General features: G+C 72.6%; 21 protein-coding genes. 9 read left to right on the top strand and 12 right to left on the bottom strand.

Features of this window, described 5'->3' with window-relative positions; all coding sequences use genetic code 11:
• Positions 1–39 precede the first annotated feature (39 nt).
• Both QE359_RS05710 and purB read left to right on the top strand, forming a co-directional pair.
• A complete protein-coding gene (locus tag QE359_RS05710) occupies positions 40–552 on the top strand; it encodes a low molecular weight protein-tyrosine-phosphatase (RefSeq protein WP_070419277.1) in 513 nt (170 codons plus the stop codon).
• Positions 549–1,934, top strand: coding sequence for an adenylosuccinate lyase (gene purB, locus QE359_RS05705; RefSeq protein ID WP_070417158.1), 1,386 nt, complete (start codon positions 549–551; stop codon positions 1,932–1,934). Before QE359_RS05710 ends, purB begins: the two co-directional genes overlap by 4 nt.
• 51 nt (positions 1,935–1,985) lie before the next feature.
• Here purB and QE359_RS05700 read toward each other — a convergent pair whose 3' ends face one another.
• On the bottom strand, positions 1,986–2,900 hold the full coding sequence (locus QE359_RS05700; RefSeq protein ID WP_309778165.1) for a LysR family transcriptional regulator: 915 nt from the start codon (positions 2,898–2,900) through the stop codon (positions 1,986–1,988).
• Between the two features lie 72 nt (positions 2,901–2,972).
• Here QE359_RS05700 and QE359_RS05695 point away from each other — a divergent pair, with 72 nt between their 5' ends.
• Positions 2,973–4,058 carry an EamA family transporter gene (locus QE359_RS05695; RefSeq protein ID WP_309778164.1) on the top strand — a complete coding sequence of 362 codons (1,086 nt, stop codon included), beginning with the start codon at positions 2,973–2,975 and terminating at the stop codon, positions 4,056–4,058.
• Here QE359_RS05695 and QE359_RS05690 read toward each other — a convergent pair.
• Positions 4,027–5,004, bottom strand: coding sequence for a DUF1731 domain-containing protein (locus tag QE359_RS05690; RefSeq protein WP_309778162.1), 978 nt, complete (start codon positions 5,002–5,004; stop codon positions 4,027–4,029). The genes QE359_RS05695 and QE359_RS05690 overlap by 32 nt on opposite strands.
• Position 5,005: 1 nt before the next feature.
• The gene (locus QE359_RS05685; RefSeq protein ID WP_309778161.1) at positions 5,006–5,671 is read right to left on the bottom strand and encodes a DUF4166 domain-containing protein; all 666 of its coding nucleotides are present in this window, start codon (positions 5,669–5,671) and stop codon (positions 5,006–5,008) included.
• Between the two features lie 47 nt (positions 5,672–5,718).
• Here QE359_RS05685 and QE359_RS05680 point away from each other — a divergent pair, with 47 nt between their 5' ends.
• Entirely contained in the window at positions 5,719–6,639 is a 921-nt protein-coding gene (locus QE359_RS05680) for a cation diffusion facilitator family transporter (protein ID WP_070419278.1), read from the top strand.
• A gap of 36 nt (positions 6,640–6,675) precedes the next feature.
• On the opposite strand, the gene QE359_RS05675 is transcribed toward QE359_RS05680, so the two are convergent.
• Entirely contained in the window at positions 6,676–7,287 is a 612-nt protein-coding gene (locus QE359_RS05675) for a hypothetical protein (protein WP_309778159.1), read from the bottom strand.
• Positions 7,288–7,454: 167 nt separating this feature from the next.
• Complete coding sequence (locus tag QE359_RS05670; protein WP_309778157.1) at positions 7,455–8,729, bottom strand: MFS transporter; 1,275 nt, start codon at positions 8,727–8,729, stop codon at positions 7,455–7,457.
• Between the two features lie 48 nt (positions 8,730–8,777).
• Here QE359_RS05670 and QE359_RS05665 point away from each other — a divergent pair, with 48 nt between their 5' ends.
• The gene (locus QE359_RS05665) at positions 8,778–9,707 is read left to right on the top strand and encodes a LysR family transcriptional regulator (RefSeq protein WP_309778155.1); all 930 of its coding nucleotides are present in this window, start codon (positions 8,778–8,780) and stop codon (positions 9,705–9,707) included.
• Between the two features lie 73 nt (positions 9,708–9,780).
• On the opposite strand, the gene QE359_RS05660 is transcribed toward QE359_RS05665, so the two are convergent.
• The 7 genes from QE359_RS05660 to QE359_RS05630 form a co-directional block, all read right to left on the bottom strand.
• On the bottom strand, positions 9,781–10,542 hold the full coding sequence (locus tag QE359_RS05660; protein ID WP_309778153.1) for a hypothetical protein: 762 nt from the start codon (positions 10,540–10,542) through the stop codon (positions 9,781–9,783).
• Positions 10,532–11,071, bottom strand: coding sequence for a sigma-70 family RNA polymerase sigma factor (locus QE359_RS05655; RefSeq protein WP_309778151.1), 540 nt, complete (start codon positions 11,069–11,071; stop codon positions 10,532–10,534). The genes QE359_RS05660 and QE359_RS05655 overlap by 11 nt, the downstream gene beginning before the upstream one ends.
• A gap of 104 nt (positions 11,072–11,175) precedes the next feature.
• Positions 11,176–12,672, bottom strand: coding sequence for a DHA2 family efflux MFS transporter permease subunit (locus tag QE359_RS05650; RefSeq protein WP_309778148.1), 1,497 nt, complete (start codon positions 12,670–12,672; stop codon positions 11,176–11,178).
• A complete protein-coding gene (locus tag QE359_RS05645) occupies positions 12,644–12,907 on the bottom strand; it encodes a hypothetical protein (protein WP_309778146.1) in 264 nt (87 codons plus the stop codon). Before QE359_RS05645 ends, QE359_RS05650 begins: the two co-directional genes overlap by 29 nt.
• Positions 12,904–13,545, bottom strand: a complete 642-nt coding sequence (locus QE359_RS05640) for a DUF308 domain-containing protein (RefSeq protein WP_309778144.1) — start codon at positions 13,543–13,545, stop codon at positions 12,904–12,906. Before QE359_RS05640 ends, QE359_RS05645 begins: the two co-directional genes overlap by 4 nt.
• Positions 13,546–13,652: 107 nt before the next feature.
• Positions 13,653–15,620, bottom strand: a complete 1,968-nt coding sequence (locus tag QE359_RS05635) for a lectin-like domain-containing protein (RefSeq protein ID WP_309778143.1) — start codon at positions 15,618–15,620, stop codon at positions 13,653–13,655.
• Between the two features lie 98 nt (positions 15,621–15,718).
• The gene (locus QE359_RS05630) at positions 15,719–17,356 is read right to left on the bottom strand and encodes a glycoside hydrolase family 13 protein (protein ID WP_309778141.1); all 1,638 of its coding nucleotides are present in this window, start codon (positions 17,354–17,356) and stop codon (positions 15,719–15,721) included.
• A 103-nt stretch (positions 17,357–17,459) separates the two neighbouring features.
• On the opposite strand from QE359_RS05630, the gene QE359_RS05625 reads away from it, so the two are divergent.
• The 4 genes from QE359_RS05625 (at position 17,460) to QE359_RS05610 (ending at position 20,078) form a co-directional block, all read left to right on the top strand.
• Complete coding sequence (locus QE359_RS05625; protein WP_309778140.1) at positions 17,460–18,017, top strand: NAD(P)H-dependent oxidoreductase; 558 nt, start codon at positions 17,460–17,462, stop codon at positions 18,015–18,017.
• Between the two features lie 138 nt (positions 18,018–18,155).
• Positions 18,156–18,668 (top strand): MarR family winged helix-turn-helix transcriptional regulator, encoded by a 513-nt coding sequence (locus QE359_RS05620; RefSeq protein WP_070417171.1) that lies wholly within the window; start codon positions 18,156–18,158, stop codon positions 18,666–18,668.
• A gap of 92 nt (positions 18,669–18,760) precedes the next feature.
• Positions 18,761–19,267: a Dps family protein gene (locus QE359_RS05615; protein WP_144756919.1), complete on the top strand. Its 507-nt coding sequence runs from the start codon at positions 18,761–18,763 to the stop codon at positions 19,265–19,267.
• 10 nt (positions 19,268–19,277) lie between these two features.
• Positions 19,278–20,078 (top strand): SDR family oxidoreductase, encoded by an 801-nt coding sequence (locus tag QE359_RS05610; RefSeq protein WP_261646949.1) that lies wholly within the window; start codon positions 19,278–19,280, stop codon positions 20,076–20,078.

Genomic DNA, 20,078 nt, shown 5'->3' with positions numbered 1-20,078 from the left:
AGCGTCGCGGACGGACGCTCCCTGCGCCATGATGTCCCCATGACCCCGGACGCCGACGCCCCCTTCCGGGTCTCGTTCGTCTGCAGCGGCAACATCTGCCGCTCCCCCATGGCCGGCATCGTCTTCGCCCAGCTCGCGGCGGACGCCGGCATGGCCGACCGGTTCCAGGTCGAGTCCGCCGGCACCGGCGACTGGCACGTCGGCGAGCCCGCCGACGAGCGCACGATCGCAGCACTCGCAGCGCGCGGATACGATGGCAGCAGGCATCGCGCCCGTCAGTTCGATCCGGACCGGTTCCCGGACCTCGATCTGGTGGTCGCACTCGACCGCTCCCACGAACGCATCCTGCGCTCGTGGGCACCGACCATGGACGACGCCGCGAAGGTGACGCTCCTGCTGCGGTACGACGACGCCTGGCCCCAGCAGACCGACGTACCGGATCCGTACTACGCGGACCGGCACGAGTTCGACCGAGTGCTCTCGACCGTCGAACGGGCCTGCCGGGCGCTCTTCCGCCAACTCGAGCCGGCAGTCCGTCAGGGAGCCCCATGACCCCCCTTCCCCCGCAGCCGATCAGCCCGCTCGACGGGCGGTACTACCCGATCGTGCACACGGTGGGCGAGCACCTCTCCGAGGCCGGGCTCAACCGCGCGCGCATCGTGGTCGAGGTCGAGTGGCTCATCTTCCTGACCGACCACGCGATGTTCACCACGTCGCCGCTCAGCGTCGACGACAAGGCCGCGCTCCGCCGGGTCGTGGAGACCTTCGGCCAGGAGCAGATCGCCGAGCTCGCCGAGATCGAGGCCACGACGCGGCACGACGTCAAGGCGGTCGAGTACTTCGTCCGTCGTCGTCTGTCCGAGCTCGGGCTCGACGCGATCGCCGAGCTCACGCACTTCGCCGCGACGAGCGAGGACGTCAACAACCTCTCGTACGCGCTGACCGTCCGCGACACCGTCGACCAGGTGTGGCTGCCGGCGTACCGCGCCGTCGTGGCGAGGCTCCGCGAGCTCGCCGACGAGCTGAAGAGCGTCCCGATGCTCTCGCACACGCACGGGCAGCCGGCGACGCCGACGACGCTCGGCAAGGAGCTCGCCGTGGTCGTGTACCGCCTCGAGCGCGTGCTGTCCCAGATCGAGGGCGGCGAGTACCTCGGCAAGTTCTCCGGCGCGACCGGCACGTTCTCGGCGCACCTCGCGGCCGACCCGGAGGCGGACTGGCCCGCACTCTCCCGCGAGTTCGTCGAGGGTCTCGGGCTCACCTGGAACCCCCTCACGACGCAGATCGAGTCGCACGACTGGCAGGCCGAGCTGTACGACCGGGTGCGCCACGCGAACCGGATCCTGCACAACCTCGCGACCGACGTGTGGACCTACATCTCGATGGGGTACTTCACGCAGATCCCGGTGGCGGGTGCCACGGGCTCGTCGACGATGCCGCACAAGATCAACCCGATCCGGTTCGAGAACGCCGAGGCGAACCTCGAGATCTCGTCGGCGCTGTTCTCCACGCTGTCCGAGACGCTCGTGACGTCGCGGCTCCAGCGTGACCTCACCGACTCGACCACGCAGCGGAACATCGGCGTCGCGTTCGGGCACTCGCTGCTCGCGCTCGACAACCTGCGCCGTGGCCTGGGTGAGATCGCCGTGAACGAGGTGCGTCTCGCCGAGGACCTCGACCGCAACTGGGAGGTGCTCGCCGAGGCCATCCAGACGGTCATCCGCGCCGAGGTCACCGCCGGACAGTCGAACATCGAGGACCCCTACGCGATGCTCAAGGAGCTCACGCGCGGGAAGCGCATCGGGCAGGCGGAGCTCGTCGCGTTCGTGAACGGCCTGGACATCTCGTCCGGCGCGAAGGCCCGGCTGACGAACCTCACCCCGGCGACCTACACGGGCCTCGCCGACGAGCTGGTCGACCACCTCGACGTCTGACCAAGCGTCGGCCTGGAGGCGCGGGTCGGCCCCGCCGGCAGCGTCACCGCCTCAGGTGGTGACGTCCAGGGCCTCGGCGACCAGCGCCTCCAGGACCGTCCGGACCACGGGGCGGACCGCACGGTCCGGCCGGACGAGCGCCTCGATCCGCCGCCCCGCGCGGACGTCGGCGAGCTCGGCGAGGTGGAACCGACCGGACGCCCGCGTCCCCGAGGTGTACCGCGGCACGAGCGCCACCCCGTGTCCGGCGGCGACGAGGTTCTCGATGACGGGCAGGTGGATCGTCCGGAAGCCGACGCTCGGCGGTGTGTCCGTCGCCGCCGCCATGGCCGTGAGCACCCGGTCGATCGGGTAGCCCACCGGCACCCCGATCCAGGACTCCCCGACGACGTCGTCGATGCGGACGCGCTCGCGGGCGGCCAGCCGGTGGTCGAGCGGGAGCGCGACGTCGAGCGGCTCGCGGAGGAGCGGGACGGTCTCGAGCGCCTCCCGGCCGGCCGGCGGGGCGCCGTCCGGCCGGTGCCCGATGACGACGTCGTGGTCGGCGGCGAGGGGGCCGAACGCGTCCTCGCTGACGTCGACGTCGACGAGCACCAGGTCGATGCCGGGGTGCTCGCGCATCCGGGTGAGCAGGCCGGGCAGCAGGAGTTCCGCGGCCGACGGGAACACGGCGAGGTCCACCCGCCCCGTCGCGCCGCCGAGGTGCTCCCGCCACGCCGCGTCCACAGTGGCGATCGCCGTCGCGACGCCGCTCGCCAGCCCGGCGAGCACCCGGCCGTGCTCGGTGAGCCGGACCCCGCGGCCGACCCGTTCGACGAGGGCGACGCCGACCTGTCGCTGCAGGGTCTGGAGCTGTTGCGAGACGGCGCTGGGCGTGCGGTGCGTGGCCTCGGCGACGGCGGTGACGCTCCCCCGCTCGGCGAGTTCGCGGAGGACGGCGAGGAGCTGCACGTCGAAGCCGACCATGCAGGGAGCCTACAACGTCGGTGCGGAACTCTTCGCTGGTGCTGAACGGTGCGGCTGCGTCACGATCGACCCGTGCGCACCCGTGACCGTCTCCTCGCCGTGGTCGTCGCCGTCGTGTGGGGGCTCAACTTCCCCGCGACGGCCCTCGCCCTCGAGCACTTCCCGCCGTTCCTGCTCGCCGCGCTGCGGTTCACGCTGCTCGCGATCCCGACCGTGCTGCTCGTCCCGCGTCCGAGGATCCCGTTCGGCCGGCTCCTGCTCGTCGGCTTCGGGCTCGGCGTCCTGCAGTTCGCGTTCCTGTACCTCGGCATGGCCGCAGGGCTCCCGTCCGGGCTGGCGTCGCTCGTCCTGCAGGCGTCGGCGCCGTTCACGGTCGTGCTCGCCGGGGTGTTCCTGCGCGAGCGACTCACCGGCCGGCAGGTGATCGGGGTCACGATCGCGGTGGCGGCGCTGGCGGCGATCGCCGTGCACCGGGCGCAGGCGGCGGCGCTGCTGCCCGTCGTGCTCGCGCTGTGCGGGGCGCTCGGGTGGGCGATCGGCAACGTCGCGACCCGTCGGGCCGGGGCGGCCAACCCGCTGCACCTGACGCTGTGGTGGTCGATCGTGCCGCCGGTGCCGATGGCCGTCCTGTCGTTCGTCGTCGAGGGGCCGTCGCGCATCGGGAACGCGCTCGGGACGGCGTTCACCGCGGAGGCGCTTCCGGCGGACCTCGGGCTGCTCTACATCGTGCTGGTGGCGACCCTCGTCGGGTACGGCATCTGGTCGCGGCTGATGGCGGCGTACCCGTCGAGCACCGTCGCGCCGTTCTCGATGCTCGTGCCCGTGGTCGGGGTGTTCGCCTCGTGGGTGGCGTTCGGGGAGGTACCGGACGCGGTGGAGATCGCGGCCGGGGTCGTCGTGGTGGCGGCCGTGCTGTGGTCGTCCCGCCCCGCGCGGTCCGGCCCGGGACGAGTCCGCCCGGCGCGGGTCCGCCCCGCGTGGTCCCGCCCGGCGTCGTCACCGGTCGAGGTCGCACCACACGCCGCGGACGCTCCGCCGAGGTCGCACGACGTGCCGCCCGCCGACGGGCTGGGCGGCAGTTCGAGCGACCTCGGCGACCCGCCCCCGCCGACGCGGACGCCGGCGCTCAGCCCCGGTGCTGCCGACGCTCCGCGATGATCCCGGCGAGTGCGCCGCGCAGGTGCGGGTAGCGGAACTCGTACCCGGCCTCGACCAGGCGCGTCGGCACCACCCACCGGCTCTTCAGCACGAGCTCGGTCTCGGTCCGGATCGCGAACGACCCGAGCTCGAGCATCCACCGCCACGTCGGGATCCCGAAGCGTCGCCCGACGGCGTCCCGGATGGTGGCCATCACGGTGCGGTTGTCCGACGGGTTCGGGCTGGACACGTTGACCGCGCCGTCGATGTCCTCGTGGTCGCGGACGAAGCGGATCGCCCCGACGACGTCCGCGATGTGCACCCAGCTGAACCGCTGCCGGCCCCGGGTGTGCCGGTTCACGTGGTAGGTGCCGGCACGGAGCCGGGAGCGCGTCGGGAACCACGGGCCGTCGTACTGCGGCCCGCCGAGTCCCGCCTGCGCCAGCCGGAGCAACGGCACGAGGGCGCTGCCGTCGCCGAACACGATCGCCATCCGGAGCGCCACGCGGCGGGTGCCGGGCAGGTCGATCGCGGACAGGGCGTCCTCCCACGCGGTCGCCACGGACACCGAGAACCCCTCGCCGAGTTCCCCGGTCGCCTCGTCCTGAGGGCGGTCGTCGGCGTGCCGGTAGATCGTCGCCGTCGAGGCGTTCACCCACAGCGGCGGCGGGTGCTCGCTCGTGCGGATCGCCTCGGCCAGTTCGAGCGTGGTGTCGACCCGGGAGCGGATGATCTCCGCCCGGTTCCGGCGCCCGTACCGGCAGTTGACGCTCTTGCCGGCCATGTTCACGACGAGTGCGGCCCCGTCCACGAGCTCCCGGATCCGCATGGTGTTGCCCCACACGGCGTCCCCGGTGCGGCCGATCGTGACGACCTCGTAGCCCTCGTCGCGGAAGGCGTCCTGCAGGTACTGCCCGACGAAACCGCTCGCCCCCGCGATCACGGCGCGGCCCTTGTGGTCGCTCATCTCATCCCCGTCCTGTGTCCGGCGCGATCTCGTACCGGAACGCCCCCTCGTACCGGTACAGCGTGCCGACCAGCGGGGCCGAGAGCACCAGGGACACGCGCTGCTGGTCGGCATCGTCATCGAATCGTTCCACGAGCGTCACACGCGGTGCGATGCGGCTCGGGAGGCGCACCTCGCGTCCCAGCGCACGGAACGACACACGGGTGGAGACCAGGCGCAGGGCGCCCGCGTCCGGGCCGTGCGCGTCGACCTCGGCCCGGAGCAGGGCGCTGACGCGCCCACGGCGACCGAGGTGGTCGACGAGCCCGTCGGGTCCGGCGGTGATGGCGTCGACCATCGTTCGGGTGCCGGAACGGAAGCGGAAGGTGCGGTGCGCGCGGACGGCGACCCGACCCTCCTGGACCGCCGGCCCGCGACCGACGCGAGCCGGGCGGTTCTCGACCGTGAAGGGGACGTCCCGTTCCCAGACCGGGAACATGACGGCGTCGCGGGCGAACCACGCGAGCACCGGCCAGAGCCAGCGGCGGGGTGTGCCGACGACGTCGAAGACGCCCTCGCCACGGCCGACGTGTCCGGGCGGGACCGCACCGAAGTACGTCGACAGTCGCGGGTGCAACCGGGCCAGCACGTCGGGCGGTGTGGACAGCTCGTAGGGCGACCGGGTCACGTCCCGATCCTGGCATGTCGTCGGTACGGATCCCTACGATGATGCGCATGGGACACGACCACGGAGCAGGGCACTCGCACGGGCACGCGTCCGAGCGCGCACTGCTCATCGCGTTCTGCATCTCGGCGACGATCCTGCTGGCGGAGGTCGTCGGTGCCGTCGTGACCGGATCGCTCGCCCTGCTCGTCGACGCCGGGCACATGGTCGTCGACACCGGCGGGCTCGGCATCGGCCTCGTGGCGACGCGGCTCGCACGACGCTCGCCGACCGCGCAGCGCACGTGGGGCTTCCAGCGTGCCGAGGTGCTCGGGGCCACGGCGCAGGCGGCGATCCTGCTCGCCGTCGGCGTCTACGTGATCATCTCGGCGATCCAGCGGCTGTTCGTGCCGGCCGAGATCCACTCCGGTCCGCTGCTCGTGTTCGGGATCATCGGCCTCGTCGGCAACCTCGTGGCGTACGCCGTGCTGCTGCGGGCCTCCGGCGAGGGGTTCACCTCGCGGGCCGCCCGGCTCGAGGTCCTCAACGACACCCTCGGCTCCGTCGCGGTCATCGCCGCCGCGGTCGTCCTCATGCTGACCGGGTGGGAGCGTGCCGACTCGGTCGCGGCGATCCTGATCGGGCTGCTCATCCTGCCGCGGGCCATCCGGCTGCTGCGCGAGACCGCCAACGTCCTGCTCGAGTCGACGCCCCCGGGGCTCGACCTCGACGACGTCCGGGGGCACATCCTCGAGCTCGACCACGTCATCGCCGTGCACGACCTGCACGCGACCCTCGTGGCGACCGGGGTGCCGAACCTGACCGCGCACGTGGTGGTGGACGACGAGTGCTTCTCGACGGCGCACGCCCCGCGGATCCTCGACGAGCTGCAGCAGTGCGTGGCGGAGCACTTCGACGTCCCCGTGGAGCACTCGACGTTCCAGCTGGAGCCGGCGTCGCACCGGCGGCACGAGCACGAGGTGCACGCCTAGGCGGTGCCCGGCGCGCCACCGTCGCCGGGGACGAGGTCAGCAGCCGCCGTCGCTCGTGGGGAACGCCGTGATCACGCGGTCGGTGGTGGCCGACACGATCACGCGGACGAACGGCTCGGCCGCGGGGCGGGACCCGTCGTCGAACCGCACGGGAGCGGCGAAGCAGACCTTGCCGTCGCCGGCGTCCTGCGGGTACCCGGTCGCCGGTGCCTCGAGGGCGGACTGCACCGCGGTGAGCATGGCGTCGTCCCAGTCCCGGGAGCCGTGGCCGGTCACGACGTCCTCCCAGTCCGCGGTGTGGCGGACGCGGATGTGCTCGTAGCCCTGGCCGGAGTTCCCGCACTGCAGCACGACCGTGCCGAGCGCCTCGGTGTCGTACCGGGCCACGGTCTCGCGGGTGCTCGTGTCGCAGCGGGCGAGGACGGCGTCGCCGGGCAGGTCCGGGCCGGTGCGGGTGATCGTCACCGTGCCGTCCTTCGTCGCGTCCCCGCCGGCGGTCGCGCTCGGGACGACGCTGGCCGCCGTGCCCCCGAGCACCGGGTCGTCCGCACCGCGCTGCGCCGTCAGTGCGACGCCACCGGCCACGAGGCCGGCGGCCAGCACGGCGGCGACGCCGGTGATGACGGAACGGTTGCGCTTCTGGGACACGCGCCCAGTATGCCGGACGGGTGTCGCGCCTCCTGGACCGGCCGCGGGACGCAGTCGAACCACGTTCCCGACATCGCACCGCGCCCCAGCGGTGGTGCGATGTCGGAAACGTGGTTCGACGTGGCCGAACGCGCAACGCGGCCGACGCGCGGGACGCGGACCAGCGCTCAGGCCCGCGCCGCCAGGCGGGTGCCGGCGACGACGGCCAGTACGACCACGAACACGACGTACCCGAGCAGCACGGGCAGCGTCGGCAGCACGAGGAGCGCGGCGCCGACCGCCACCACCGGCACGGTCAGCCCGGCGTAGGCGATGAGGAAGGTCGCGGCGAGGACACCGCCGCGACGTTCCGGGCCGACGAGGGCGCCCGCGCTGCCGATCGACGCGCGGAACAGCAGCCCGACGCCGGCTCCCGCGACGACCCCGCCACCGATGAACCCGGCGACCTGCAGCACCACCGCGGCACCGGCCAGGACGACCAGACCACCGACGAGCAGGACCATCCCGAGACGGATCTGCGCCCGCTGCGACAGCCGGGCGAAGACGATCTGCGACACCGCGCTCGCGGCGAACACCCCGAACGTCGTGGCTCCGGCGGCGAGCCGGTCGGTCACGTGGAAGGTCGTCCCGAGGAACGTCGGCGCGACCGAGGTGAAGAGTCCCTGCACCGCGAGCGCGGCGAACGCGGCGGTGCCGGCGGTCCAGAACGCTCCGGCCTGCCCCTCCGGTGCCTGCAGTCGCTGCGGGCGGTAGGGCACGGGCGACGTGGGACGGTCGACGGTCTCCGGGGCGGCGAGCACCACCACGAACGCGACGGCCAGCGCCACGACGAACACGACGTACGGCACCATGAGCGGCTGCCCGACGAACTCCGCGAGCGCTCCTCCGACGAGGGCGCCGAGCGACAGCCCGCCGAGGTTCACGACCCCCGCGACCACGCCCGCCCCGCCGACCGACGACTGCGAGCCCGTCGCCCGGACCCGCAGCTCGCCGAGGTGCGCGGTCGCCGTCGCCGTCAGGAGCCCGACCCCGAGGCCGGTCACGAGCCGGGCGACGATGAGGCCGCTGACGTCGTTCCAGAGCAGGAAGAGCACCGCTGCGACGAGCTCGAGCGCCACCGACACGAGGATGAGCGGGCGCCGTCCGTGCACGTCGCTGAGGTGTCCGGCGAGGTACAGGGAGCCGACGACACCCACGCCGTACGCCGCGAAGACCACGGTCGTCGTGAAGGTCGGGAAGCCGTCGCGTGCCTGGTAGATGACGTAGAGCGGTGCGGGCACGGTCGCGAACGCCATCACCGCGAGGAACGCGAACGCCACGGCCCAGAACCCGACGCCGTGCCGACGGCGCGTGTGCGCTCGTCGTCCGCGCGGGGCGGCGACGCGCTCGCTCGCGGTGGCGGCGGTCGACGACGTGGGAGCGGATGCGGTGGCGGTTGACATGCTCCGATCGTCCCGCCGAACACCCATCGAGTCCAACGGATCCTCTTGATGACGTCCATCGACCTGATCGATACTGAGCCGGTGGAGACCCGCCTGCTCGAACAGTTCGTCACCGTCGCCGCCGAGGGCAGCGTCACCCGCGCCGCCGAACGGCTCTGGGCGGCGCAGTCCACGGTGTCCGCGGGGATCGCGTCACTCGAGCGGAGCTTCGGGGTCCGGCTGTTCGACCGCACCGGACGGCACCTCGTGCTGACGACCGCTGGTGAGGACCTGCTCCCCCACGCCCGCGCCGTGCTGGAGTCCCTCGACCGGATGCACGACCTCGCGACCGTCGACGACGCCGACCTGCGGGGACGGGTCCGGCTCGGCATCTTCACGAGCATGGACATCGTCGACCTCACGGGCGTGCTGCGACGGTTCCGGCAGCGGCACCCGCTGGTCGCGGTGGAGCTCATGACCTCGCCCTCCGGGACGACCGGGCTCGTGCAGGACCTGGTCGCCGGGCGGCTGGACATCGCCTACACGGGCCTCCCGGCGGTCCCGGCCGGGGTCGAGGTGGCGCCGCTCCGAGAGATGCCGTTCCGGGTCTTCACCGCCGCCGACCACCGGTTCGCCGGTCGTCGCTCGGTCTCGCTCGCGGAGCTCGCCGACGAGCCGTTCATCGACACGGCGCACGGCTTCGGCAACCGGATCATCCTCGACACCGCGCTGGAGCGGCTCGGGATCCGGCGGCGGATCGTCGCGGAGATGAACGACATGCCCGCGGTGATCCGGTTCGCGTCGGCCGGCCTCGGTGTCGGCGTCGTCCCGGACTCCGGGGTGCGCCACGACGGTGCGGTGCTCGAGCTCGAGGACGAGGTCGATCCCCTGCGCATCGGGCTCGCGATGCGGACGAGTCCGGAGCCGAACCGCGCGGTGCGCACGCTGGCGCGCGACATCGTGGCGGCGCGCGTCGACGTCGCTACGCAGCCGGGCTGAGCGGCCGGATCCCGGTCGTACCCCACCGACGGACTGGAGGCGCGGGTCGTCCCCGCCACGCGCCTCCAGGCCGTCAGTCCCCCCAGATCTCCCCGACGATCGCACCCAGCAGGTTGTCGGTCGGGAAGTTGGTCTGTTCGATCACGACCCATGCCGTGCCGCGCGTGTAGTACGTGTACGCGCGATCGACGTCGTACGGCTCGACGTTGGACACGGTCTGACAGAAGGTCCCGTGATCGCGCTCGCTGCAGGTCCCGCCCTCCCCTCGGATGACGGCGAGGTTCTCGCTGATCGCCTCGGGGGTCGACTCACCGGCCGTGATCCCCAGCCCGGTCACGTCTGCCTGGGGGTCCCGCCAGGAGCACCGCAGCGAGACGTCGTCGCCCGTCTCCCGCTCGAGGTCGCGGTACTCCTCCGGGGTGTCCGGCAGCGACGGCTTGATCTGCACGAGCGGTGTCCCACCGAAGAGTCGGTCGTAGTCGGACGCCGGGACGAGTGCCCGGCAGTCGGTCGGGATCGTCGCCGTCGTGTTGACCGGGGTCGGGCGTGGTGTCGGGCGCTGGGTGATCGGCGCCGACGTCGGGGTCGTCGCGGAGGGCGACGGCTCCGGCTGCTGCGTCCGGGTGGGTGCGGCGACGGGCGACTCCTGCTGCGACAGCGACAGGGCCACGGCGCCCGTTGCGGTGCCGATCGCCAGCAGGCCGATGACGCCGAGCGCGATGCCCGGACGGAACCGACGCCGCTTCGGACGCGGGGTGGCACGTTCGAGGACGTTCTGCTTCATCGAGACGAGCATGCGCTGCAGGTCGTCTCCCTCGGGGGGCTCAGTGTTCATCGTGCATCACCACCTTCTTGAGTCGGCGTCGGGAGCGGGAGACCCGCTGGGTGACCGCACCGACGCTGAGGCCCAGCATCTCGGCGGCCTCGGCGTAGGAGTGCCCCTCGAGGAGGCACAGTTCGCAGATGCGTCGGTCGGTCTCGGGGAGCGCGGCGATCTCGTCGCGGACCCAGCGGAGGCGCTCACGGGCCTCGGCGTGGTCCTCGGGTGCGGCGAGCTGCTCGGGGAGTTCGTCGGCGCGACGGCGGGCCTGCTTCCGGCCGGTGTTGAACGCGTGGTTCCGGCAGACGACGAGCAGCCACGGGAGCATCGTGTCCGCGGGGAGCTCGAGGGTCTCGGCACGCTGCCAGAGCGTCAGGAAGGCGTCCTGCACGATCTCCTCGACGTCCTGGCGGTCGTCGACGAGTGCCCAGGTGTAGCGGGTGAGGGTCGCGGCGTACCGGTCGAACGCCCGGGCGAGCGCGTTCTTGTCGCCCCGTGCCATCGCACGGACGATCGCCTCGTCCGTGTCGGTGCCGGTCGTCACGTCCACATCCCACCTCCTTCACTCCAGAGGTGTCGGCTGCACGCGCGATCGTGACAGGACCGTGGCGAAAACGTGATCCCGGGCGTGTCGGTCGTCCGAGCGGGTCAGGCGTCGAGCAGGTGCGCGATGCCGGCGACCGAGCGCTTCGCCGCAGCCGAGGTCGACAGGTACCCGACGAGGACGATCCCCGCTCCGATCCCGACGACGATCCACCAAATCGCGTGCGTGGCCACGGCGAACCCGGCGCCGACGGTCGCGACCGCACTCGCGCCGGTCACGGTGCCGGCGAGTGCGACCCCGAGCGACACCCCGGTCTGCCGGCTCGTGGACGCGACGGCCGCGGCGGACCCGGACTGCGCGCGGGGCATGCCCGAGACGGCCGTGTTCGTGATCGGCGCGTTCACCATGCCGAACCCGAACCCGAACAGCACGAAGGCGACGACGAGCACCCACATCGGGGTCGTGGCGTCGATCGTCGTGAGGATCGCCCCGGCGCCGCCGACGCCGATGCCGGCGAGGACGAGCGGGACCCGGGTGCCGATAGAGCCGACGAGCCGCCCGGACAGCGGCGAGACGAGCATCGTCGCGACCGCGGCGGGCAGCGTCCACAGGCCGGCCTGGAACGGCGACATGCCCCGGACCTCCTGCAGGTAGAGCGCGTTGAGGAAGAGGAAGGCCCCGTTCGCGCCGAACGCGCCGATCGCGGTGACGACCGCGGCCGAGAACGGGATGCTCCGGAAGAACCGGACGTCGATGAGCGGTTCGCGGCGACGGCGCTCGACGGCGACGAGCACGACGAGGGACGCTGCGGCGAGGACGAACAGCCCGAGGGCGGCCGGTGACGTCCAGCCGAGCCGCGGCCCCTCGATGAGCCCGCCGACGAGCGTCGCCAGGAGCACGATGACGAGCACCTGGCCGACGGGGTCGAGCCGTCGGGGCTCCGGCGACTTCGACTCGGGGACGAACAGGAACGTCAGCACGATCGCCGCGATGCCGATCGGCACGTTGATCCAGAAGATCGCGCGCCAGCCGACGGTGTCGGTCAGCGCGCCGCCGACCAGCGGACCGAGCCCCATCGACACACCGACGACGGCACCCCAGACGCCGACGGCACGGGCACGCTCCTTCGCGTCGTCGAAGGTGGCGGTGATGATCGACATCGCGACCGGGTTCATCATCGAACCGCCCACCGCCTGGACCATGCGGAAGACGACGAGCCAGCCCACGCCGGGCGCGAGCGAGCAGAGCAGCGACCCGACCGTGAAGAGCGCGAGCCCGATCTGGAAGGTGGTGCGGCGGCCGATGCGGTCGGCGGTGGAGCCGGAGAGCAGCAGCAGGCTGGCGAGGACGAGCGTGTAGGCGTCGATCGTCCACTGCAGCCCGGAGATCGAGCTGCCGAGTTCACGCCCGATCGAGGGCAGGGCGACGTTCATCACGGTGGCGTCCATCGAGACGATGAACAGGCTCATGCAGCAGACCGCGAGGATGAGGTACCGGTGCCGGTACCGGTGCGGCAGGCCCGGGTCGCCCTGGAACGGCCGCCGTGACGGCACCGCGGGGGCGGCCTCCGACTCAGTGGAAGTCGTTGCCGTCTCCTTCACCCGGGGCCTTGTGACCACCGAGCATGTCGTTGTCGTCCTGGTCGCTCGTCGACGCGAGCTGCAGCATCGCGAGGACGACCACGACGACGATGAACGCGATGCCGAGGAAGATCGCGGCGAGCTGGAGCTCACGCGTGGCGAGCAGCACGACGAGCCCGGTGAAGACCGCAACGATCGCGGAGATCCCGAGGAGCTCGACCGGGCGCAGGCGGTCGCGACGGCTGGGGGTGGTCATGCGTGTGGTGCTCCGTCCGGGGTTGCGGCCGGGGCCGCCGTTCCCCACTTGTGCGAGAGGCCGGCGATCACGTGGAAGACCGCGGTGATGGCGAGGTAGGCGCCGAGCAGGCCGACGAGGACGATCGAGGCGTCCAGCGTGCCGGTGACCCGCTCGACACCGCCGAGCTCCTGCGAGTAGTCGGGCGGCGTCACCAGGAAGGCGATGGCGAGCAGCAGCGTCAGGCCGCCGACGGTCGTCCAGTCGCGCGCGAACGGCGAACGCCCACGGGCGCGGAGCCCCTGCGTGAGCTCGAACGCCCCGGTGAGGACGGCGAAGGCGACGACGACCGCGATGAACGCCGGCAGGCCGAGGCCGTTGCACGCGAACGCGGCGACCGCGGCGACGAGGGTGATCACCGCCTGCAGGAGGGTCGTCCGGCGCGACCGTCCGTCCGCCGGGAGCCGCGTCGTCCCCGCGAGCAGCAGCACGAGTCCGTCCACCGCCGCGAACCCACCGAACAGCAGCAGGCCGTAGCCCGCCGCGTGGTTGGACGAGAAGGTGATGACGATGGCCACGATCGCGGCTGGCACGGCCCGGAGGACGGGGATCGGCCAGTACCGCGCGCGCTGGCCGGAGTCGTCCACGGAGTCGGACACGAGACCTCTTTCGGGCATGCGGATCGTGGTTCGATCCTACCGCCGCACGGTGCAGCGGCCGACCGCGCGGGGCGATCGGCCGCTGAGGATGCTCGAACCAGCAGGCGTCAGCGGGGCGTCGACCCGACCTCGTCTTCCGCCGAACGTCGGCGCGCACGCCGCCGCGCGAGCCACCAGCACGTCGCCCCGGCCGCAACACCGACGGCGGCCACCGCCGCGACCACGCCGAGGTCCTCCGTGCCGGTGTAGGCGAGCGCTCCGGTCCGAGTCGGCCCGGCGTCCCCGCCGTCTCCACCGTCCCCGGCGGGACGGGCCCCGCGGCCGTCGGGCGTCCGGTCGCGCGGGCCCGGGTCAGCGTCCCCGCCGTCACCCGGCCCGTCGGAGCCGCCGTCGCCGCCGTCACCACCGCCGCCGCCGGGGACCACCACGATCCCGACGCCCGGCGAGGGGTCGCCGCCGTCCGGATCGCTCGGCGACGTCGCGGTCGCAACGTTCACCACGTCCGACCCGTCCCCGGAGTACGCCGGGTCGAGCTGCGCCCGGACTCGGAACGACACGGTCTCCCCCGCGGCGAGCGCGGCACCGGAGCGACAGGTCACGTCCTGCCCCTCGGCCGTGCAGTCGTCCGGCGACCCGACGAACCGCATCGCGCTCGGCAGTTCGTCGACCGCCCCGACGTCCTCGGCGGTACCCGGGCCCCGGTTGCGGGCGGTGATCGTGTACTCGACCTCGTCACCGGGCTCGACCGCCGTCGAGGGGGACACGGACTTGTCCGTCTCGACGTGCGCGTCCACCCGGGCGGCGACCGTGGTGCTCGCCGCCGAGGTGTTGTCGTCCTCGTTCGTGTCGGCGGTCCGGGGCGCCGGTCGGATCGTGGCGACGCTCTCGAGCGTGCCCTCCGCGTCGTCGGCGGTGCGGCCGCTGATCGTCACCGTGGCCGTCCCGTTGCGCGGCAGGCCGAGATCGGTGGCGACGTCGCCGGCGCCCGACTCGGTCCCGCACGACGACCCAGCGGCCGCCGCGCAGGTCCACGTGACGTCGCGCAGGGCGTCGGGCACGTCGACCTCGAGCGCGCTCGGGTCCGACGCGTTCACGCCGGCGTTCCGAGCGGTCACCGTGTACTCGACGTCGGCACCCGCCGGGACGCTCGGCGCGAGGTCGTGTGTGACGGTGACGTCCGTCGGCGTCCAGACGCGCAGGGCGTCGACTTCGTGCACGTTGACGTGGCTGCCCGTCGCCCCCGCGAACCCGAGGCGGAGCGTGCTCGGCAGCGGTGCCTGGCCGTCGCCGTGCAGGGGGACCCGGTCGAGCACGGTCCGCATCCGGTCCCCGTCCTGCAGCCGGACGGTGACCGCGAGTTCCCCGGCGTCCCCGGGGAGCAGGGTCACGCGGACCTTCCGGAGCGTCGCCCCGGCGGTCTCCGTGCCACCGGGAGCGGGGGCCGCGCCGACCCAGCGGTAGCCGAGCACCCCGTCGCCGGAGCCGCGGATCGACACGGTGTCCGGCCGCGCCCCGGGTCCGGAGTAGTTGATCGGCGTCGAGAAGTTGCCGTAGTGGTCCACCGCGATGCCGGCGAAGCCGCCGGGGACCCCGGGCAGGTCGCAGGACAGGCCACCGCCCTGGGACGCCTCGCGCCGGCACGCGTAGCCGAGCCCGGCGCCGAACGACCCGACGCCCTGCTCGGCCGCGCCGTCCGCGAGGAAGAGCAGCAGGCCGTCGGCACCCGGGTCGTCGACGTCGCGGTACATCGCGTAGCTGAACTCGATCTCGAGCCCGAGGTCGGACGGGAACGTGTCGTGCATCGACCACGCCCCCGCCTGGTCCTTGACGTCGTCGGTCAGCCGGAGCCGACCGTCGACGATCGCCGCGTCGCCGTGCAGGGCGCCGCCGGCAGCGGTGGCGAACTGGTTCTCGTAGGGGAAGGCGAGCTCGTCGGCCGAGGAGGCGGACGGCACGAGGCCGGGTGCCGCGAGGACACCGAGCACGGTCAGGACGGACGCGACGGCCGCGACGCGGCGGAGCCGGCGTGACCTGGCGGGCGGTCGACCGCCCGGCGGGGTGTTGGGAGCTGTCATGCCCCGATCGTCGCGACCGGAGGGTCCCCGTCAGGCGGGCGTCGGCCGATCTGTGGAACGCGTCCCCGCGCCTCCTGGCTGTGGAGGAAGAGTCCGGCTCAGCGCAGCCAGACGGTGGTCTCCCCGGGGAGCACCCCGTCGCCGAGCGGACCGGACGACACGACGACCTCGCCGGCGGGCAGCCGCACCGGCTCGGTCCCGAAGTTCGTGACGGAACGCCACCCGTCGTGCCGCGCGAACGCCACGATCCCGTCCGGCGCCTCGATCCACGCGAGGTCCTCGCCCCGCTGCAGGTCCCGTCGGGCGGCGGTCGCCGCGCGGTAGAGGGAGAGGGTCGACGCGGGGTCGCCGTCCTCCGCCTCGACCGAGGACGCCCCGAAGTCGGCCGGTTGCGGCAGGTGCGGTGCGACCGCCCCGAACCCGAACGACGGCCCGGACGTCGTCCAGGGGATCGGCACGCGACACCCGTCCCGCCCCTTGACGGTGTGCCCGGTGCGGATCCACTTCGGGTCCTGCAGCGCCTCGTGCGGGATCGCCGCTGCCTCCTGCAGCCCGAGCTCCTCGCCCTGGTAGACGTACGACGAACCGGGCAGCGCCAGCATCAGCAGCGTCGCCGCCCGCGCCCGCCGGAGCCCCCGCGCACGATCGAGCGACGGTGTCGTGCCGTCGGTCAGGAGCCACGCGTCGGTGTCCGTGCCGTCCGGCAGGCCGTAGCGGGTCGCGTGCCGGACGACGTCGTGGTTCGACAGCACCCACGTGCTCGACGCCCCGGACTGCGCCGACGCCGACAGGTTCCGCTCGATGATGCCCCGGAACGCCGCGGCGTCGAACGGCGCCTCGAGCAGGTCGAAGTTGAACGCCTGCCCGAGCTCGGTCGGCCGGGCGTAGAGCACGCGGCGCGGCGCGGGCGCCCAGGCCTCCGCCACGGCGGCTCGTGGTGGGTCGTACTCGTCGAGCACCCGGCGCCACGCCGCGAAGATCTCGTGCACCTCGTCGCGGTCGTAGAGCGGATCGGAGCCGTCGAGCGGCAGGTGGTGCTCGTCGGACGGACGGTACGGGGTCGACAGGTCCTTCGCCAGGCCGTGCGCGACGTCCACCCGGAAGCCGTCGACCCCGCGGTCGGACCAGAAGCGCAGCGTGTCCTCGAAGTCGGCACGGACCTCCGGGTTCGACCAGTCGAGGTCCGGCTGCTCGGGGGCGAACAGGTGCAGGTACCACTGGCCGTCGGGCACGCGGGTCCAGGCGCTGCCGCCGAAGTTCGACACCCAGTCGCTCGGCGGGAGCGACCCGTCGGCACCGGCACCGTCCCGGAACACGTACCGAGCGCGTTCCGGCGAACCCGGGGCCGCGGCGAGCGCGGCACGGAACCACGCGTGCTCGTCCGAGGTGTGGTTCGGGACGATGTCCGCGATCAGCCGGATGTCGTGCTCGTGGAGCGCACGGACCAGTGCGTCGAAGTCGTCGAGTGTGCCCAGGCGGTCGTCGACGTCCCGGTAGTCGGCGACGTCGTAGCCGCCGTCCGCCAGCGGGGAGGGGAAGAACGGCGACAGCCAGACCGCGTCGACGCCGAGCGACGCCAGGTAGGGCACGCGGCTCGTCACGCCCGCGAGGTCGCCGAGGCCATCGGCGTCCGTGTCCGCGAAGCTCCGTGGGTAGACCTGGTAGACGACGGCGTTCCGCCACCAGTCCGGGTCGGTCGTGCGGGGCGTGCTGGCCGGCGTCCGAAGCGTGCTCACGTCGCCAACGTACCGACGATCCACCGGACCGGGAATAGGGGTCCACGCGCACGCATTGGTTGTCGATGACACCTTTCCGTCACAGAACCAGTAAGGATCCCCGATGACGAACGTCCTCGCCCTCGTCGGCAGCCTCCGCGCCGAGTCCATCAACCGCAAGCTCGCCGAGGCGGCTGCGCACCACGCCCCGGAGGGCATCGAGCTGACGACCTTCGACGGCATCGTCGACCTGCCCTTCTACAACGAGGACATCGACGGCGACACCCCGCCCGCCTCGGCCGTCGCCTTCCGCGACGCGGTGGCCGCCGCCGACGCCGTCCTGCTCGTCACCCCCGAGTACAACGGCACCATCCCGGCCGTCCTGAAGAACGCGCTGGACTGGGGTTCGCGTCCGTTCGGCGCCTCGCCGCTGTCCGGCAAGCCGCTCGCCGTCATCGGCTCGGCCTTCGGCCAGTTCGGCGGCGTCTGGGCCCACGACGACGCCCGCAAGGTCGCCGGGATCGCCGGCGCGAAGGTCCTCGAGGACGTCAAGGTCGCCATCCCGCAGTCGGTGGTCCGGTTCGCCGAGACCCACCCGCGCGAGGACGCCGAGGTCACCACGCTCGTCCAGGGCGCCCTCACCGCGCTCGCCGAGGCGACCGAGGAGCAGGCCGCAGCCTGACGACGTCACGCACGTGACGACGGACGGGAGGCGCGGTGCGGGCCCGCACCGCGCCTCCCATCCGTCCACGGGTGCGGGAGACCGCATCCCGTGAGATCCCTAGACGCTCTAGCAACGAGACGGGCTACCCTGAACGCCATGTCCACGCAGGAGATCACGGAAGCGTCCGGGTACTGGTTCCCCGATGACGACGCGACCCAGCGGGGCGTCACCGTCCTGAACGCCCTCCGCCGGTACCGCGCCGCCGAGACCGCGATGCGTCGACGCACCCGCGACTCGATGGGCATGGGCGAGACCGACCTGCTCGCGGTGCGCTTCCTGCTGCAGGCGCAGCGCGCCGGGCGCACCGTGAAGCCGAAGGACCTGGCGGCGTACCTCAAGATCTCGTCCGCCTCGACCACGATCCTCATCGATCGCCTCGTCAAGTCGAACCACGTCCGCCGCGACCCGCACCCGACCGACCGCCGCGCCCTCGTGATCACCCCGACCACCGAGACCGACGAAGAGGTCCGCGCGACCCTCGGCATCATGCACCGCCGGATGATGGGCATCGCCGAGGGACTCTCCCCCGAGGACGCCCGCGTCGTCGCCGTGTTCCTCGAGCAGATGCGCTCCGCCGTCGACCAGGTCGACCCCGCCGTCACGCACTGATCGGACCACGGGGGACGCGTCCTCTGAGCGGACGTCCTGCCGCACCGCGTAGACCGGTGTGGTACCGGCCACCAACGCGGAAGGAACCGATCATGCACGCATCGGACAAGCTCGCCAAGAACCTCCAGGCGGTCCTCGTGGACCTCATCGACCTGCACGTCCAGGGCAAGCAGGCCCACTGGAACATCCTCGGGACCAACTTCCGGGACCTCCACCTCCAGCTCGACGAGATCGTCGACGCCGCCCGTGAGTTCGCCGACGACACCGCCGAGCGCATGCGCGCCCTGTACGCGGTCCCGGACGGCCGCTCGAGCACCGTCGCGGCGTCGAGCCACCTCGACCAGTTCCCCGAGGGCGAGATCACCACGCACGACGCCATCGACCAGGTGACGCTCCGCCTCTACCAGGCGACCGGCACCATGCGCGACGTCCACGACGAGGTCGACGAGGAAGACCCGACGACGGCCGACCTGCTGCACGGCTTCATCGAGCGCCTCGAGCAGCTCGCGTGGATGGTCTCGGCCGAGAACCGCGCACCGAGCACCCCGCTCGCCTCGGCCACCACGCCCGCGGTCGCGGACGCCTCGGCGCACGCGTAGCGGCCACCAGGTGGACCTCGGGATCCAGGGCAAGACCGCCCTGGTCTTCGGCGCGGACTCCGGCATCGGCTGGAACACGGCTCGCATCCTCCTCGCGGAGGGTGCGACCGTGGTCGTGTCGGACCTCGACCAGTCGCAGCTCGACAACAGCGCCGATCAGCTCGAGGCGCCGTACGGCAGGCTGCACGCCTTCGCCGCGGACGTCACGAGTGCCGCGAGCCTGGCCGACCTGCACACCAGGGTGCGCGACGCCGTCGGCGAGATCGACATCCTCGTGCAGTCCTCCGGCGTCACGGGCGCCCAGGGCCTGTTCCACGAGATCGACGAACAGGGATGGCTCGACACCATCGACGTCGACCTGATGGGGCCGGTGCGGATCACGCGTGAGTTCATCGGCGACCTGCGCCAGGGCGGCTGGGGTCGCATCGTCTACCTCGTGTCCGAGGACGCGTCGCAGCCGTACGACGACGAGCTCCCCTACTGCGCGGCCAAGGCCGGGGTGCTGTCCTTCGCGAAGGGCCTCTCCCGCACCTACGCGAAGGAGGGCCTGCTCGTGAACACCGTGTCGCCGGCGTTCATCCACACGCCGATGACCGACGCGATGATGAAGAAGCGCGCCGAGGAGACCGGCCAGACCTTCGACGAGGCGATCGCGTCGTTCCTCGACGACGAGCGCCCGTACATGGAGCTGCAGCGTCGCGGCGAGCCGGAGGAGGTCGCGAACGTCATCGCGTTCCTCTGCTCCGACCTCGCCAGCTTCGTGAACGGCTCGAACTACCGGGTCGACTCCGGCTCGGTCGCAACGATCTAG

The sequence above is a fragment of the Curtobacterium sp. SORGH_AS_0776 genome (genome assembly GCF_031453355.1).
In the GTDB taxonomy this organism is placed as follows: Bacteria; Actinomycetota; Actinomycetes; order Actinomycetales; family Microbacteriaceae; genus Curtobacterium.
This window is presented reverse-complemented; position numbering and strand designations above follow the sequence as displayed.